The sequence below is a fragment of the Bradyrhizobium sp. Leo114 genome, from assembly GCF_055229415.2.
Genome location: NZ_JBUYEN020000010.1, coordinates 51,956 through 67,501 on the forward strand (window position 1 = coordinate 51,956; position 15,546 = coordinate 67,501).

Annotated in this window: 24 protein-coding genes; 11 read left to right on the plus strand and 13 right to left on the minus strand. The window is 61.3% G+C overall.

Annotated elements, in window-relative coordinates:
* Positions 1–61 precede the first annotated feature (61 nt).
* From ACZIRK_RS14165 to ACZIRK_RS14200, 8 genes are all read right to left on the minus strand, one after another.
* Entirely contained in the window at positions 62–1,132 is a 1,071-nt protein-coding gene (locus ACZIRK_RS14165) for a hypothetical protein (RefSeq protein WP_463327501.1), read from the minus strand.
* A 12-nt stretch (positions 1,133–1,144) separates the two neighbouring features.
* Complete coding sequence (locus tag ACZIRK_RS14170) at positions 1,145–2,701, minus strand: hypothetical protein (RefSeq protein WP_474418032.1); 1,557 nt, start codon at positions 2,699–2,701, stop codon at positions 1,145–1,147.
* A 51-nt stretch (positions 2,702–2,752) separates the two neighbouring features.
* Entirely contained in the window at positions 2,753–3,685 is a 933-nt protein-coding gene (locus ACZIRK_RS14175) for a hypothetical protein (protein WP_463327503.1), read from the minus strand.
* 99 nt (positions 3,686–3,784) lie between these two features.
* On the minus strand, positions 3,785–4,066 hold the full coding sequence (locus ACZIRK_RS14180) for a DUF6876 family protein (RefSeq protein WP_463327504.1): 282 nt from the start codon (positions 4,064–4,066) through the stop codon (positions 3,785–3,787).
* A 102-nt stretch (positions 4,067–4,168) separates the two neighbouring features.
* Complete coding sequence (locus tag ACZIRK_RS14185) at positions 4,169–4,384, minus strand: hypothetical protein (protein WP_463327505.1); 216 nt, start codon at positions 4,382–4,384, stop codon at positions 4,169–4,171.
* 228 nt (positions 4,385–4,612) lie between these two features.
* On the minus strand, positions 4,613–5,005 hold the full coding sequence (locus ACZIRK_RS14190; RefSeq protein WP_463327506.1) for a hypothetical protein: 393 nt from the start codon (positions 5,003–5,005) through the stop codon (positions 4,613–4,615).
* On the minus strand, positions 5,005–5,304 hold the full coding sequence (locus tag ACZIRK_RS14195) for a hypothetical protein (protein WP_130226992.1): 300 nt from the start codon (positions 5,302–5,304) through the stop codon (positions 5,005–5,007). The genes ACZIRK_RS14190 and ACZIRK_RS14195 overlap by 1 nt, the downstream gene beginning before the upstream one ends.
* 45 nt (positions 5,305–5,349) lie before the next feature.
* Positions 5,350–5,532: a hypothetical protein gene (locus ACZIRK_RS14200; RefSeq protein ID WP_130226993.1), complete on the minus strand. Its 183-nt coding sequence runs from the start codon at positions 5,530–5,532 to the stop codon at positions 5,350–5,352.
* Positions 5,533–6,374: 842 nt separating this feature from the next.
* Here ACZIRK_RS14200 and ACZIRK_RS14205 point away from each other — a divergent pair.
* The 7 genes from ACZIRK_RS14205 (at position 6,375) to ACZIRK_RS14235 (ending at position 9,494) form a co-directional block, all read left to right on the plus strand.
* Complete coding sequence (locus ACZIRK_RS14205) at positions 6,375–6,788, plus strand: SET domain-containing protein (protein WP_130226994.1); 414 nt, start codon at positions 6,375–6,377, stop codon at positions 6,786–6,788.
* 251 nt (positions 6,789–7,039) lie between these two features.
* The gene (locus ACZIRK_RS14210) at positions 7,040–7,702 is read left to right on the plus strand and encodes a phosphoadenosine phosphosulfate reductase domain-containing protein (RefSeq protein WP_463327507.1); all 663 of its coding nucleotides are present in this window, start codon (positions 7,040–7,042) and stop codon (positions 7,700–7,702) included.
* Positions 7,692–8,387 (plus strand): ParB N-terminal domain-containing protein, encoded by a 696-nt coding sequence (locus ACZIRK_RS14215; RefSeq protein WP_463327508.1) that lies wholly within the window; start codon positions 7,692–7,694, stop codon positions 8,385–8,387. Before ACZIRK_RS14210 ends, ACZIRK_RS14215 begins: the two co-directional genes overlap by 11 nt.
* Positions 8,384–8,524 (plus strand): hypothetical protein, encoded by a 141-nt coding sequence (locus ACZIRK_RS14220; protein ID WP_463327509.1) that lies wholly within the window; start codon positions 8,384–8,386, stop codon positions 8,522–8,524. Before ACZIRK_RS14215 ends, ACZIRK_RS14220 begins: the two co-directional genes overlap by 4 nt.
* Positions 8,521–8,718 (plus strand): hypothetical protein, encoded by a 198-nt coding sequence (locus ACZIRK_RS14225; RefSeq protein ID WP_463327510.1) that lies wholly within the window; start codon positions 8,521–8,523, stop codon positions 8,716–8,718. The genes ACZIRK_RS14220 and ACZIRK_RS14225 overlap by 4 nt, the downstream gene beginning before the upstream one ends.
* Positions 8,715–9,077 carry a hypothetical protein gene (locus ACZIRK_RS14230; RefSeq protein ID WP_463327511.1) on the plus strand — a complete coding sequence of 121 codons (363 nt, stop codon included), beginning with the start codon at positions 8,715–8,717 and terminating at the stop codon, positions 9,075–9,077. Before ACZIRK_RS14225 ends, ACZIRK_RS14230 begins: the two co-directional genes overlap by 4 nt.
* Positions 9,078–9,140: 63 nt before the next feature.
* A complete protein-coding gene (locus ACZIRK_RS14235) occupies positions 9,141–9,494 on the plus strand; it encodes a hypothetical protein (RefSeq protein WP_463327512.1) in 354 nt (117 codons plus the stop codon).
* A 33-nt stretch (positions 9,495–9,527) separates the two neighbouring features.
* Here the strand turns inward: ACZIRK_RS14235 and ACZIRK_RS14240 are convergent, their stop codons facing one another.
* From ACZIRK_RS14240 to ACZIRK_RS14250, 3 genes are all read right to left on the minus strand, one after another.
* Complete coding sequence (locus tag ACZIRK_RS14240) at positions 9,528–9,914, minus strand: hypothetical protein (RefSeq protein ID WP_474418038.1); 387 nt, start codon at positions 9,912–9,914, stop codon at positions 9,528–9,530.
* Between the two features lie 164 nt (positions 9,915–10,078).
* Positions 10,079–10,309: a hypothetical protein gene (locus tag ACZIRK_RS14245; protein ID WP_474418040.1), complete on the minus strand. Its 231-nt coding sequence runs from the start codon at positions 10,307–10,309 to the stop codon at positions 10,079–10,081.
* Positions 10,306–10,440 carry a hypothetical protein gene (locus tag ACZIRK_RS14250; RefSeq protein ID WP_463327515.1) on the minus strand — a complete coding sequence of 45 codons (135 nt, stop codon included), beginning with the start codon at positions 10,438–10,440 and terminating at the stop codon, positions 10,306–10,308. The genes ACZIRK_RS14245 and ACZIRK_RS14250 overlap by 4 nt, the downstream gene beginning before the upstream one ends.
* A gap of 76 nt (positions 10,441–10,516) precedes the next feature.
* On the opposite strand from ACZIRK_RS14250, the gene ACZIRK_RS14255 reads away from it, so the two are divergent.
* A complete protein-coding gene (locus ACZIRK_RS14255; protein ID WP_463327516.1) occupies positions 10,517–10,657 on the plus strand; it encodes a hypothetical protein in 141 nt (46 codons plus the stop codon).
* Positions 10,658–10,768: 111 nt separating this feature from the next.
* On the opposite strand, the gene ACZIRK_RS14260 is transcribed toward ACZIRK_RS14255, so the two are convergent.
* Positions 10,769–11,008, minus strand: a complete 240-nt coding sequence (locus ACZIRK_RS14260; protein WP_130227002.1) for a DUF6894 family protein — start codon at positions 11,006–11,008, stop codon at positions 10,769–10,771.
* A 296-nt stretch (positions 11,009–11,304) separates the two neighbouring features.
* On the opposite strand from ACZIRK_RS14260, the gene ACZIRK_RS14265 reads away from it, so the two are divergent.
* The 3 genes from ACZIRK_RS14265 to ACZIRK_RS14275 are packed head-to-tail and all read left to right on the plus strand — an operon-like array spanning position 11,305 to position 14,556.
* The gene (locus tag ACZIRK_RS14265) at positions 11,305–11,742 is read left to right on the plus strand and encodes a hypothetical protein (protein ID WP_463327517.1); all 438 of its coding nucleotides are present in this window, start codon (positions 11,305–11,307) and stop codon (positions 11,740–11,742) included.
* The gene (locus tag ACZIRK_RS14270) at positions 11,735–13,168 is read left to right on the plus strand and encodes a PBSX family phage terminase large subunit (protein WP_463327518.1); all 1,434 of its coding nucleotides are present in this window, start codon (positions 11,735–11,737) and stop codon (positions 13,166–13,168) included. The genes ACZIRK_RS14265 and ACZIRK_RS14270 overlap by 8 nt, the downstream gene beginning before the upstream one ends.
* Positions 13,168–14,556: a DUF4055 domain-containing protein gene (locus ACZIRK_RS14275; protein ID WP_463327519.1), complete on the plus strand. Its 1,389-nt coding sequence runs from the start codon at positions 13,168–13,170 to the stop codon at positions 14,554–14,556. The genes ACZIRK_RS14270 and ACZIRK_RS14275 overlap by 1 nt, the downstream gene beginning before the upstream one ends.
* A gap of 320 nt (positions 14,557–14,876) precedes the next feature.
* On the opposite strand, the gene ACZIRK_RS14280 is transcribed toward ACZIRK_RS14275, so the two are convergent.
* Positions 14,877–15,320, minus strand: coding sequence for a hypothetical protein (locus ACZIRK_RS14280; RefSeq protein WP_463327520.1), 444 nt, complete (start codon positions 15,318–15,320; stop codon positions 14,877–14,879).
* Positions 15,321–15,546 lie beyond the last annotated feature (226 nt).

Below are 15,546 nucleotides of genomic sequence, written 5' to 3' on the forward strand. Positions count from 1 at the left end.
CAATGGCTGGTTACCCAGTCATGGCCACGGGGCGGCAACCCCGTGGCCGATTGGTTTCGTCTTAGATGTTCAGGGTGCCGAGGCGGTCGTAGATTTCCCGCATCAGGCTGTTCTCGTCATAGCCACAATCGCGCAGGATGTCGGTGACGGCATCGGCGTTGCGCTCGACGATGGTCTCCATGTCCGGGATGCGGTGACCCGCGTCCCAGATATCGTCGACATCGTCGTCGTCATGGAGTGCGGACCATCCACCCTTGTCCAACTTGGTGACCGCGGTGCCTTTATTATAGGAATAGCTCTTATAGCCGCCGCGGTAGTAGGACGAGCCATACAGGCCATCGTCCATCCACGACCAGTCGTCCGGATCGACATCGCCCGCCTTGCGCTCGAACACCAGCTTGCTCTGGTCGAGCCTGATCAAGGCATCGCGCATCTCGGCCATGAACTCGGCGTCCAGCGTTTCCTTTGACGAGTGTTGGTTGTAATAGCCGACGCACAGATTGGTGCATTCGCCGACGATGCCGGTGTAGTTGGCGCTGTCGGTGAAGGTGCCGCCGTCACTCTTGGCCAGGTGCTCGATCCCGAGGCCCGAAATCAGCGAGTCCGCGAACGCGCCCGAGCAGCATCTGGCGCCGCCCTGATGGGTGATGACATCGTGCCGGCCCTTGCGGTCGAGCGCGATCACGCACTTGATCTGCTCGAACAGTTCCGGGGTGCGCTTGGCGATGTAGCTCGAACCGGTGCCGCCAACCTCCTCCTCGCGGTGGAAGATGTAGAGTCCGGGCACCTTGGCCCGGATCAGCTCGCACATCAGCCAGACACCGGAGGTGTCATCGGCGCCCAAGCAGTTCGACTGCGACAGCATCGGCAGCTTCATCATGTAGTCGGTGGTGATGGTGACGCGCTGCTTGCCGCCACTCTTATGCACGGTGTCGGTGTGGCTGGAAAAGCAGACCGGGCCGTCGCCGATCTTGAGGATGTAGTTGCCGTAAGCATCCGCCTTCGCCCCCAAAGGGCGGATGAAGCGGTTGATGAACTTTTTCTCGCTGCGCGAGCCCGCAGGCCTTGCGTAAGTGAGCATTTCGCACAGCGTCTTAAGGTCGGCTTCGGTCTTGGTGCCTTCGAATGTCATGGTGATGTTTCCTTAAGTGTGTTCAGCGGAAGCTTCCGCGGTTGCAGGCAAGAGTTCAGCGGACGCGCCGCAGCTGCGGCACGTTTCGTCTTGGTTGGGGTGTTGGTGATTGAGCGGGAAATTCTCGCCGCATTCGGTGCAGGCAAAGCCGTAGCGGTCGAAATATTCCTGCGACCACACCTGGCCATTGGCCATATCCACCCGTTCCTCGTTCGGGTAGCGTCGGCCGGTCATGTCGCAGGTGAAGCCATTCTCGCGGAAGTTGGCGATGTACCATCTCTCGCCATTGGCCATCTCGACAGCGTCCTCGTTGTAGTAGTGCTCGCTGTCGAAGTCGCAGGTGAAGCAGTGGCTGTCGAAGTACCGCTCCGACACGACCTGGCCATTGCTCAGGGTGTAGCTGATTTCGCGGTCATTGCTGTGCCAGCGGCCATAACCCTCGCAATAGAAGCCGTAGTTATCGCGGCAATGCTCGCACCATCGGCCTTCGTTTATGACGGAGCGAAGATCGTCGTCGTCGTCGAACCAGTCGCCACAGCGGTCGCACTGGTAGCCATCGTCGTCCTCCTCCTCGTCGAAGGCGACGCTATACTCGACCGGTGAGCCGTAGCCATTGAGGTTGCAGCCTCTGAACATCTTCGGCTGCGAGCCATCATCATAAATGATCTCAAGATGGCTTCCGCGATCGACGGCCGCGAGCGAACCCATGCCGGACTCCGTCCCCTTGTCGAGGTACGGCAACACCATGGTGTTCATGGACTCGTCGAAATGCCGAACGAGTCTGGCGCCGATCGGGTCGGCGAACTCGTAGCCTTGGGCGGCCAGCAGTTCGCGCATCCGGTAATAGTCCCCGTACACGCGGCTGTGAGTCTTGTTCTTCGGAAAGACCAGTGTCCGCCCGGTGACGTGGCCGTCATGCTGGATGTAGGCGACCTTGAGATCGCCGGCCGCATATACCCGCACAGGATGGAACGGGCTGCTGAAACTGCCGCCACGTCCCCAGCCCTGGGTGCGCCGATAGTCCTCGTTCGACATGCAGGAATGGGGACCGTTGCGGTACACCTCCTCGATCTCGTCAGCGGTCTCGGCGAACAGCAGGACATTCTCCTCGTAGCGCGCCGCAAACTCGCTGGCGATTTTGGCGATCTGTTCTTTGGTGAGAATGCCGGCAAAGAATCGGGTCAGATATTTGCCGGCCTTCATCCGCGTCTGGGTGTCGGTTGCACCACGCTGCTCCGACTCCGTGAACGCGATCTTGCCCGGTTGGTCGGTCGACACATGAGCGAAGTGGTCCCGGTGGAAGTCGGCGTTGTCGCGCCACCAGCGTTCATTGATCCACGGCAGCGGCTCATAGCTGCCGTCGTCGAACCGAGCCTGCTCGCGCGCCCGCCAGTTGGTGTCGGTCTTGATCCGACGCGGCTGGTATTTCTTGCCAGTGGTGGACGACAGGATCTGCGCCCGGTTGGCAGCTGCGCGGCCGTTCGGGAATTCGATCGGCAGCAGAGTGGTTTCGTCCAGCACCGGGGCGAACACGCCCGGTGAGACCATTTCAACCAAGTGAAATGTCATCGCTTGTCCTCTTTGCTTTTGGGATTGCCCCCGGCAAGGGGCGGTGGGTGTTCAGTAGTAGCGGCCGACGTAGACCTTGTAGCTGCCCATTCTCGCCCGCCTCTTGGTGCTCTTGGCCGATGCCCAGCCGTAAGAGCCGTCCTCGTACAGCGGCTCCATCGAGATGGCGAAGTCGATGTACGGCATGACCTCCAGTTCGAGGAAACGCGCGCCGTCGAACTCCTTGCCGCTGTCAGCGGCGCGGTAGCCGGCGCGAGTCAGCATCGAGCGCAGCAACATGTGCTCCTCGCCATAGACGGAGGTGAACACCTTGCGCTCCGGCCAGCAGATCGAGCGGGCGATGATCTCGCCCTCGCGTTCGACATAGGCACAGGCCAGATCGCCGGCGCCATAGGCGCGCACCGGATGTTCTTCGGCATCGCCGTCGCCGCCATATTCGCCCAGGTCCTCGACCGGGCCTGCCATGCACGAATGCGGGCCATGGACGTAGACATGCTCGATCTCGTCCGGTGTCCTGGCCAGCTTGAGCTCGAGACCCAGTTGATCGGCAACGAACAGGTTGGCTATCCGGCTGATCTCGACCGCGCTGACGTAGTCGGACAGGTATCTCTGCAGATAGGCGCCGACCTTCATCTGGGTTTGGATGTCCTGCTCACCCTTTTCGGCACTCTCGGTGAAGGCAATCTTGCTTTCGTCCTTTTTCGAGATATGCAGGTAGTGATCGCGCGGGATGTACATGCCCCACCAAGCGCTGGTGAAGAACGGCATCTGGTATTCACCGCGATCGAAGCGATCCTGCTCGCGGGAACGCCAGTTCAGGTCGGGCACTTTGCGCGGGATCAGCTTGCGATTGAGTGTCTTGGAAAGCTCGGCGGCGAGTTTCTTGGCCATTGCGCCTTCGGCGATGGTCAATGCCGCCTTGGTGGCAGAGTCAACGAACGGCACGAACTGACCGTGCGCGGTCATTTCCACGATCTGGTACATCTATAGTCCTCTTTGCTTAGATTGGACGCCCTCGGCAAAGGGCGTGGTGCATGGGCGCACCGTCGAGCCGTCGTCGGCAAACGACGGCTCTGCGCTGCGTCAATGTTCGCTAGGAAGCAGGATCACGCCGTCTTCCACCCAGATCTCGATCTGGTCGAGCGGGAAGTCGGTGTAGGTGATCTCCTCGAAGTGCAGCAGCCGAGCAGCGCCACCATGCTCCGGCTTGCCGCCGTCATTACAGGTCAGTGCGCCGATGTTGTCCGCGACTTCGAGCTTCCAAACCTGGAATGGTTCGGCCCCGATCTTCGGATCAAGCTGCAACGTCGCGATCTTGTCGAGCAGCCAGTAGGCATTGGCTGGCGGTGGGATTGACTGCGCCAAGCGCGATCGCGATGGCGTCGGAGTGACGTTGACCCATAGAAGGTCTCCTCTTTGCTAGATGCCCTCGGCAAAGGGCGGTTTGGTTTTCGTGGTGGGGGGCGTTCAACTGGCCTTGCGCCAAGCGAACAGCCGCCGAAGCAGAGGCGGCTTTGCCGCATCGCTTGGTCGTGGCGCGCTGTGCTTGGCGAGTTCGTCGGGGCGCAGCGGCTTGTCGGTGCAGAAATCGCCGATGCCGTCGCAGTAGACGAAGTTGCACAGCCTCGTCGGGTTGACGATCGGGCAGTCGCAGTTCGGATAGCGGCACGCTTTATCGGGCATGCTTCAACTCCTGTTGGTTGGGTGATGGCTACAAAGAGGCGGCGTCGCCGCAAAAAGGCGGTCGATTGGGCCGCGGAGTATCGCAAGCGCAGGGCGTGGTATCACAGCCCCGAGCAGCGAATGCGCAACCGGCAGCGCAAGGCGGCACGCCGCCGGCTGGAACGATTGGGAAAGGTGAGGAAGGGCGATGGACGCGAAGTCCATCATGTGGGCGCGCCGCGCCGTGGCTCACTCAAGGGGGTGAGAACGAAGGTGGTGTCGCGGCCAACGAACCGCCGCATTCAACCGAAGCGGCGGCGAAGCTAGGTCAGGCTCGCGGCGGAAGCGCATGACGCCGTGCCTGTCCGGCCGGTCGCTTTCCCGTTTGAATCCGAAGCTCTCGTAATAGACATGCAGACGCTCCACCGAGCTCCAAAGCACGATGGTTGCGCCGGCGCGATCGGCGAGGTGGCATACTTCCGACAGGGCAACGGCTCCGCTGCCCTTGGTCCGGCTCCAGTTGCGAAAGTTCTGGAACAACCAGTAGGATCCTTGCCACTCAATGTCCCACTGGACCTTGAGGTCGCGGAAGTGACGCTGACGCATGTCGTAGAACGCCTTCATCAGCTGCATGTGATTCATCAGAAGTTCTCCCACAGGTAGCTGATCGCTTCGGCGAGGTTCTTGAACGTCTCGCGGCGGCCGCCGCGCAGGTCGCCTTTGTGGGCAAGCACGATCTCGGCTACGCCGGCCTTGTCGGACAGCGAGCAGAGCAGGGTGCCGTTCTTGTAGATGGCGCGGACGTGCCATCCAGTCGCGGTCTTGCCGCCGGACACGCTGCGCAGCGTGGCGCCGGTCGCGGTTTTGAAGTTGACCTTGGCGTGGTAGGGGCGAAGTTGCACGGTGATCGTGCCGAGCGAAACGCGCTCGTTGTGGATCATGGGTGTCCTCTTTGCTGGGAATGACCGCCGGCAAGCGGCCGTGAGCTAGTTCTTGGGCTTGAGATGATCTGGCAGCCGGTCGTGCTTGGCCAGGAATTCGGCCGTCATCTCATCGAAGAGTGCGGCGCGTTCCTGATCCGGGGCACCGCGGGCTTTTGCCTCGGCCAACGCCTTGCGCAGTTGCGCCAGGAATTGCTTCAGGTCTGCTTCTGTCATCGGTGGTGCCATCGTTTGCTCCTTTCTTTTTGATGGGCTTCTGCCTGATCCGCAATGCAGCTGCCTCGCGGGCGGCCTGTTGAATACGAACGGTCTCGATGCGCAGCGCCTCGAACCGTGCGGCGCGGCGCAGCCGGGCAAAACCGGGGCCGTTGGTCATTTGCTGTTCCTGTTGGGTTGGGTTGACATGGGACGTATCCCTTTGCGCCTCGCTACCGAGGCGGGCGCAGAAGGCTAAGTCCCTCCGCAAATCTGCTTCATCCCATCGGTCCGTGCTCAGCGCATCGCCGCGTCGAGGAGCAAGGTGGCCCGTTGATCGGTACGCACGTGTAGGCTGCGCCCCGGCCCGTAATGAGGGGTCGGGGTCGCGACGTTGCGAAAATGGGAATGAGAGATTTGGTGCTTAGCGTTGCAGAATCGGTTGGATTGCGGTTCGCGACTTGATGTCCTTCCCATCACTCCGGCTCTAATGTGACCGGATGCGCTATTATGGAAACCGCCGAAATGCCGTCAGGCGGGCGGGAGACTATGTGGGGGTGTCATCGTTTGCGGGGTGCGAGACCGGAAAATAGAAGGCCCTGTCGGTCTGAGTTGAATGCACTCGCCGCGATCGTACTAGGATTCGGTTGTCAAACAGCCCGGCCATTCGGCCTTGTTTTTACCCAGTGACTCCTGCGCCCGACGCCTCCGGCCCTATGGGGAGGAAATCGACTGGAGAAGGGGGATTATAGGGTAAAAATCCCCCTATAGGAAGTGGATTTATCCCCCTACGAATAAAGGGTTTTTTCTGTCCCTTCCGGTTGTGGGCCGGAACGGCGGTTGTATTTCGGAAAATCCGAAAGGGAGCTGATTCGATGGGAAAGGCGGTACCATACCGCGTGGCGCGGTCGGAAACGGGGCTCGGCCTGTTCGCGACGCGTAGAATCGAAAAGGGCGAAAAGATCGTGGAATATAGCGGCTCACGCATCCCGTACCCGTCCAAAATCCAGAACCGCTATCTGATGGAAGTCTCATCCCGGACCTCGATTGACGGCTCGGTCCGAAGCAACGTCGGCCGCTACGTCAACCATTCGTGCCGACCGAACTGCCGGCCGGTGATGAACACCAGGGGGCGCGTCTACTTCTTCGCCCTGAGGTCCATCCCCGCCGGGGAGGAAATAACCTTCGATTACGGGCGCGAGTATCTCGAGGACTATTTCGCCGGTGGCCGCAAGTGCCGCTGTGCCGCCTGCGCAAGATCAAGAGGCCGTAAACGGTCCGGTCGATGAAGGCCGCGGCAAGCGCACCCATTAAGTGCTCTTGCCGGGGCCTTCGGCAGCGACGACCCCAGATAACTCGGGCCGACGGCGCGGCTCCGCCGAGATCGGTCCGGGGCAACCTTCCCCATATGGAGGACTGACAATGGCCCGAAAGGTCACGCGAAAGACGCGGAAGGCCGCGACGCGAAAGACGACGCGGAAATCCCGAGGTGCCCGCAAGGCGGCCCGCAGGACGGGCGGCGGCGGCTAGGGTGGACTGATTGTCCATCATCGATGAGGCATTGAACGATCTGAGCAAGGCCCGTTCAATCTCAGCTAAAGCCCTCGTCGCTTATTCCGGCGGCAAGGACAGCCTGGTGGTCACAGACCTGGCGGTCCGCTCCTTCGAGAGCGTCGAGGGCTTTTTCATGTACCTCGTGCCGGGGCTCGAATGCGTCGAGCGTCAGCTGGAGGAGGGGCGCAAGCGGTTCGGGATCAAGATCCGTCTGTACCCGCACTGGATCGCGGCGAAGTACGTCCGCGAGGGTGTCTACTGCAATGACTGGCACGGCAACAACGACCTGCCGGAATGGAAACTCAACGACATCTATGCGCTGGCGATGCAGGAGGCCAAGATCCCCTTCATCCTGACCGGCGCCAAGCGGGCCGACAGCGGATGGCGCCGCCGCTTCATGACGACGAACTACAAGGAAGCCGTCCGCAACCCGATCGCCGGCTGGCACAAATACGACGTGCTTGCCTACTTGCGGGCGCGCCACATCCCCGAGCCGCCATCGAGCGGCAAGAGCGCGACCGGCATCGATCTGTCGACGCCCTCGCTGTTGTGGCTGCACGACACCTATCCCGATGACTTCAAGCGGCTGTGCGAATATTTCCCGTTCGCCGAGGCCGTGGTTTGGCGGCGCAAATTTTATGGCATCTGACAAGCAGGCGGTCGCCGATCTGAAATCCCGCGGGTTTCAATCCTTCACGATGGTCAAGGTCCATCGCTCGCGGATCAAGAATGCGCCGTACAACCCGCGCACCCTCGGCGAGGCCGAGAAGCGCAAGCTGAAATCGGTCCTGAAGAAACACGGTCTGGTGGCGCCGCTGACGTGGAATGTGCGTACCGGCAACATGGTCGGCGGCCATCAGCGCCTGTCGCAACTCGACAGCTTGATGGGCACCTCCGACTATGAACTCGATGTCGCCCAGATCGACGTCGACGACACCCGCGAGAAGGAAATCAACATCGCCCTGAACAACCCGAATGCACAGGGTGACTGGGATCTGGAGCAGCTGAACACGCTCCTGAAAGAACCGGGCCTGGACTTTGCCGGCGCAGGCTTCGACCACGCCGACGTGTTTCGGATGTTCGGCGACAGCGTGGTCGAGGCGCGCGACGATCCGCTGGACGAACTGGCTGCCAAGGTGCGCGAGGCGAGGGAGCTTTACGGCTCGATCTCCGAGCGCTCGGCTGGTCGCGACAACGACAATTTCTTCATCGTCGTGGTGTTTCGCGACGAGGCGCAGCTGACCGGCTTTCTCCAGCGGGCCAAGCTGCCGGACAACCGCTACCAGTCCGGAGAGGAGATCATGCGGCTGTGCAACATGGTGGATGACGAATGAACGTGCCGTTGAGGACCAATTTTCATTCGCCGAAGAGCTTCGATCGCGAGGCGATCAAGCGTCACGGGTTTCACGATCAGGGCATTGTTGTGGTCTCGATCCACGATCCGCGCCTGACCTGGGACCAGCGGGGGTGAGGCACAACTGGTCCGAGCCGGTCAGGCTGCTCTATTCCAGTCATCGCATGTGCCAGCGTTGCGCGCTGGTGAAGGTGACGCACAAGGAAGGCGTGGAGGTCTGGATCGAGTGGCGCAAGGCGGACGGCAGCAAGTCGACCGAGACCAGGACCCCTGCCTGCGAGGATGTTGATGCGATGTCGGAGGTGGCATGAACCGCGTTCGCTTCATCCGCGTCACCTCTGACAAGTTCACCGCTTATTTCCAGACCGATGGCGTCATCGCGCGTGCCTCCAAGGTGTTGAGCTTCATGGTCGGCTGGGAGGACGCCAAGGCGCGCAGCGTCATCAAGCGCAATGGCTGGAAGGCCAGCCAGGTCATCACCTCTGAGGGCAAGCAGGAGATGATCGAGGCGCTTGATCTGGCCTCGCCGCCCCCGACTGCGATCGAAGAGCATATCTGCCACTGCGGCAAGCGCGCATCGTTCGGTTACGGCGTTCGCCTGCGGGAGGGCAAGATCGGCACCTGGTACTGCTTCGAGCACCGTCCGGCCGATCAGTGCGCCGCGGCTTGACGTTTTAGGTGGATCGCAACCAGCCGCCCCTTTGGGGCCGCCGTTCCGAAGACGAGCCGACCCATGAAATCGCAGTCCCGATGGACGGATGGCGACACGGCACTGGCCCGGCAGCTGCTGGCCGATGCCTCCGAGGGTGAATTTCAGGCCAAGCTTGGCCGCACCCTTGCGGCGGCGAAATCGTGCCTCGAATATCTCGCACGCCTCGACACCCGCGCCGAGCGCCCTCGCGAGCGGCAGATCAGGATCGAGTCGCAGCAGGGTACAAAGCCGCGGGTGACCCCGCAGATGCTCGAGGCCGAATTGCGCCGGCGGGCCGCGCAGCCGCGCTCGTTGACGGGCCTTTTGTGCGGCGATCCGCCGCCCGGCAATTCGGCTCTCGACATCAGTGCTGGCGAAAAGCGCCGCACCGTTTGACTTCCCGGCGGTGCGGCGCATCTTCTATCATCGCTATTGGACCAAAGTCGCAATCGTCAGGTCCGCAATGACGTGCCACGCGGCGAAAATCGTCACCGATGGCACAGAGGTCATCCTTCGCTTCCATGCGCGAAGGTCGTACAACTTTCGCTGCTGCTCCCGGATAAATGGCGCTATCGCGCTGTAGCTGATCTCGGCCTGCAGGCGCCGCAGCTGCCGCAGGCTTCTCAAGACGCCGGCGCGCAGGCGCTGATAGCGCTCCTCGACCGGCAGTGAATTGAACCACAAAAAGTGCTGGATCGCTGCGAATTCGGCGGTCTTGCTGTTGTTGGTTGGGATTACTTGACGGTACTCTGCGCCGTCCTTCGTGCCATCAAGGCGTCCTTGGCCAGGTTTTGCCGGCCATATGTTCTCGGTCATCGCGTAACGTCCATATCGCAGCCCTAACCAAGGCAAACTTGCGGTCAGGTTGCGGTTTTGTTGGGATCGCATGTTACGCGAATCAAGGTTGGTGGGAGCAAGAATCCACCTGTCCAAAATGGACACTTTGCTGGTGGAATTTCCTTCCTCCCGAGAGGGAGGGTTCAGAGGTCGGCGGAAAACCGCTTCATTGCCTTGATGGAGCCGTCAATCCATTTGCGCCGGTCCTTGTCGACGATCCGATCGCTCAGGTCATAGTTTTTGTCGCGCCGCTGGACGAACTCGCATTGCTCCAGGATGGCGAGTTTGCGCAGCACGGTGGTGCGTGGCAGCCCGAGGAACAGCGCGATCTTGTGCGGTGTCATAAGCTTGTTCTCGACGTGACCGATGGTCACGGCGCACGCGACAGTACAGCCTCGACGTCGTCGAGCCGCCCCTGCGATTGAGGAAAGATGTGCTCATGCATGAGTTTTACGAGCGTGATGAGCAGATAGGTGATGTTGAGTCCGGTTTTTTGGCCAGGCACCTATAGGTGGCTCTCCCTTCGAAGGTGATTACGTCCCAGCGCTACTGATAGTTCCCGGTTCCAAGGGGAGGGCGCCATGCCGTTCAAGCGCATCAAGCGCGGCAAGGGCAGGGGCAAGTGTCGCTCGCCGTCGGGCTGCATTTTTTCTGCCGCGCTGGTGCTCGTTTATTATGCAACCGGGGGCTTCAAACGTCCCGTGCGCAGAAAACGACGATGACGGTGATACTTTCGTCGTAACTGCGCGCTGGCGCGATGATGGCTGCTATGCAAGTTCGCCGCGCCCATTGAGCGGCCGTGGCCGATGGCGCGTCAGCACGTGACCATCATGTTACCGCACCGTGAGGTGTTCGATCTCGAAGCGGAGTTTGACAACTAGGACTGGACCGATGTCGTCACGCACCTCGATTGCTAGGTTCCGGACCTCAGCGCCCGGTAGTACGTCTTTGGCAAGGTCCGCCATTGCCTCGGACGCCGCGTGCTTCACTTGATCGAACGTTCCGATCTCCAGCCCGACTTCGTCGCGAATGAAGGTCGCATCGTCTCGGGTGTCGAAGTAATAGCGGGGCATGAGGCAGCCTTACTCGTTATCCTCAGTCCAAGCCTGCTCGCCACCATCGCACCCGTGTCGCCCAGTTTGGGTCTCAGGAATCTGTGCAGCAGTTTAGAGCACTTGCGGGCTTGGGCAACTGGTCCGGCTTGTTGACGCGTCGAACGCCAATGGCGGTTTCGGCACTCCAATACCCCAAGCGCGCTCTCCGACAGGCGCGTCAAGATGATGGGCGACTGCAGCGGAGAGGCGGTCTTCTGAAATAGCGCTCCAATGGACGCGCGAACCTTGCGGCAATGCCGAGGGAAATTTTGACAATGGCGACAAAATCTACGGTGCGGAACCCAAAGGGAAATCCGTCCGGCAAAGGCGGTAAGGAACAGCGCTATACCGTCGATGAGGTCGAGCGCGCGCTTCGGAACTCGCTTGGCAACGTCTCGATCGCCGCGACCGTGCTCAAATGCGAGCGGCAGACGATCTACGAGTACATGGAGCGCTATCCCGATCGCCTGCGCCCCATTCGCGGTCAGTGCCGCGCCGACATCGCCGACATCGCGGAAGGTCATCTGCTGGTGGCGGTGCGCAGCGGTAAGGAATGGGCGGTCAGCCAGGCGCTGCGGCTGTACGGCAAGTACATCGATGTCGGCGAGAGCCTGGACATCACTTCCGACGGCGCGCCGATCGTGCAGTCGGCGCCGGCCGTGACCTTCAACGTCAGCTTCGTCAAGTCGCGCTTCAAGAAAGAGGATGCTTAACGTTGCGCCGCCAGTTCCTGCATCGCCCATTGCGATCGAACTGGAGACCTCGGAGTGCTTCGAGGACATCTTCTTCAAGAAGTCCCGCTACAAGGGGCTGTATGGTGGCCGCGGTAGCGGCAAGTCGTGGGGCTTTGCCGACGCGCTGATCCTGCGCGGCACTGCCGGCAAGAAGGTCCTGGTCAAGGACCCCAGGACCGGACAGATGGTCGAGGGCGGGCGGGGCCTTCGTATCCTGTGCGGCCGCGAAATCCAGAACTCGATCGACGAATCCGTCAAGCAGGTGATCGAGGACCGCATCGCCCATCATGGGCTGGGCTGGTTCTATCGGGTCACCAAGACCGCCATCGTCGGCCTCAACGGCACGCGCTTCACCTTCTCGGGCCTGTTTCGCAACGTCTCCAAGATCAAGTCGAAGGAAGCCATCGACGTCTTCTATTGCGACGAGGCGCAGGATCTGTCGCAGGACTCGCTCGACAAGCTGATCCCGACCATTCGTCAGCCCGGCTCCGAACTCTGGTTCGCATGGAACCCGGAGAGCGAGAACGATCCGATCGACCAGCTGCTGCGCAGCACCGAGGCGCCGGAGCCCGATCCGGAGTTGATGCAGGGCTATGACGAGTGGCAGATCGTCAAGCGCGTCAACTGGTACGACAACGACTTCTTCCCCGATGTGCTTCGGGTGGAGATGGAGAACGACCGCCGGCGCGACGTCGACAAATATCTCCATGTCTGGCTTGGCCAGTACCGCAAGGTCACCGAGGCGCGGGTGTTCAAGAATGTGCGCCTGGGCACGCGGGAGGAGTTCGCGCAGTTCTGCGAGCCGAACCAGTTCATCGACGGCAAGATCAGGATCGAGCGCTACTATTTCGGCGGCGACTTCGGTTTCGCCCAGGACCCGGCCTGCCTGATCCGCATGTTCATCCATGGCCGGACGCTGTACATCGACCGCGAGGTCTACAAGCCCGGGGTCGAAATCGACCATCTGCCGCTGTTTTTCGGCGGTGTCCGCGACAAGGATCTGCTGCGGCTTAACCGCGAGGTCGCCGAGAAAGCCTTGGCGATCGGCTATCAGGGCGTGCCGCGGTGCCGGGAATATCGGATCACACTGGATTCAGCTCGGCCCGACACCATCAGCTATCTGCAGCGCCACGGCTTTCCCAAGGCCGTCGGCGCCAAGAAGGGCGCAGGCTCAGTCGAGGACGGCATCGAATTCTTAAAGAGCTACGACATCGTCATCTCGGAGGACTGTCCGCACACCTTCAACGAGTTCGTCAGCTACTCCTACAAGATCGACAAGAAAACCAACGAAGTCCTCCCGGTCCTGCTCGACGAGGACAACCACGCCATCGACTCGGCCAGGTACGGCCTTGAGGAGACGCGCAGGGCGAAAGGCGGCTGGACCACCTCCAGAGGAATGTCTTGATGGCTGTGGACGCCAAACATCCAGAGTATGTCGAGCACCACTCGGACTGGGTGACGATGCGCGACTGCCAGGGCGGTGAGCGCACGGTCAAGGCCGAAGGCACCCGCTATCTGCCGATGCCCTCTGGCTTCAAGCTGCAGGAGGACCAGGGCCGGGAGATGTACGGCGCCTATATGATGCGCGCCCAGTACCCGGAAATCCTCGCCCCCACGATCGAGGGCATGGTCGGCATCATCCATCGCATCGAGAGCAAGATCGAGCTGCCGCAGGCGATGACGTATCTGACCGAGAAAGCCACCCGCGACGGGCTGTCCCTGGAGGCGTTGCACAAGTCGATCACCCGCGAGGTGTTGTTGATGGGCCGCTACACCGTGCTTGCGGATGCACCGAAGCAGGAGGAGGGCGGTGGCGAGCCGTATCTGGCAGGCTATACCGCCGAGAGCCTGATCAACTGGTCAAAGGAGCGCGATTTCTACGTGCTTGAAGAAGCGCGCTATGTGCGTACCGACTACAATTGGGAGAAGAAGAACTTCTATCGCGTGCTGCGGCTCGAAGACGGCCACTACACCAGCCAGGAATCGGTGGTCGAGGGCGGCCAGGAACTGCAGAGCGTGGTGACTCCGCGGGCGCAGGGCGGCCAGCCGCTCGAAGAGATTCCGCTGGTGGTGATCGGCGCGCGCAACGTGTCGGTTGCCATCGACGATCCGCCCTGCATCGGCGTAGCCCGCTCGTCACTGGCGATCTATCGTCTCGATGCCGACTATCGTCATCAGCTGTTCATGAGCGGGCAGGAGACGCTGTTCACGGTCGGCCTCGACGTGGCCTCACTGCCCAAGGTATTGGGCGCCGGCGTCACCGTGGCGCTGCCCGAGAACGGCGATGCCAAATATGTCGGCCCGGCTGGCACCGGCATCGAGGCCCACGAGCGGGCGATTGCAGCCGAGCGTGACAATGCGGTGCAGGCGGGCGCGCGTATCTTCGATTCCTCGGCCAAGGCCGCCGAGAGCGGCGAAGCCTTGCGCCTGCGCTATGCGGCGCAGACCGCGACCCTCACCAGCGTCGCCATCGCGGTGGCGCAGGGGCTGGAGAAGGCGCTGCGCTACATCGCGACGTTCCTCGGCCAGGACCCCAATCAGGTTGTGGTGACGCCGAACCTCGAATTCATCGACAACGCGCTCAGCCCTGCTGACGCCGAGGCCTTGGTGCGGATGTGGCAGGGCCGGGCGATCTCCTACGAGACCATGTACGACAACCTGCAGCGCGGCGGCATTGCCTCGGCCGAGCGCACCGCGGCCGAGGAGCGCGCGGTTATCGATGACGAGGAACCGGAGCCGGTGACGGTCGATCCGCTCGATGATGACAACAAGCAGCCGCAGCCTGCCGCCTGAGCGCCGGCGCGGCAGGATTCCTGGTCGGGTGATGCAGCGGCCGTGCCGGCAGAAGTTCCTGAGCGTGCGGCGGTGGTGGCTGTTCTGCATCTCGGCCGGTTCCGCCCGCTCTGACGACGGCAGGCCGGTGATCTTCTTTCCCCATCCGTTCGGTGACCAATGAGCGATATGACCGCGCCGTATCCGGATAGTGGGGAGCGGCTGGTCCAGGCGACGACGTATCGGCCGAGGTGGTTCTTCTCGCTCGATGACATCGACCGCGGGCGGCCCATCTCGCACCTTCCGGCAGAGCGAAAGTTTAACGGATGCACAATGGTGCGCTATGGTGACTTCTGCTGCGTATCGTCCGCGAGCGTTTTGATCGCCCGCATGAGTACCTCGTCTCTCTGTGACGTGGGATTGAGATCCTCTGATGCGCGAACGATAGTTGACCAATTCTTCGTCGCGAAAGCCCGTTCTATTGTGAGCTTGAGCGCCTCCTGACGCATCTGCTGATTCCAGAAATCGCGCGAGATTTGGTACATGACCTCGGCGTCTTGCCCCGTGTAGGAGACATTAGCCCTTGGCCTCTCCATCGCTTTCGTCATTGCATTGGAAATCCACAAAAAGCCAAGCATCGCTCCGGGCACGACAAGGATTGACAGTCCCGCGAACAAATGGACGATGAACGGCTCCGCGAGCTTCATATTCGCGGCCTTGTATAGTCCGACGACCGCGGTCAGCAGAGCCACGACTTTGATTACAAGGTCGGTCGAAAGCTCCATCTAAGCCCCCCGTATCCATCCGAATGGACGAAAGGCCACCCCCGGTTCCGGAGTGGCCTCATCCAAAGAGGAACCGTAACAGTCGGAATTACTACCGCAAGCGGCGAGCAGAAGATTCTTTGCGATTGACGCTCATCGAATCAGATTGGGGCTTTCGTGGATGTTGCCGATGACTTCCCCTTCCAACGTCGGATGCCGGCCCTTGGCGGCCGTTTGCGCGGGCGCA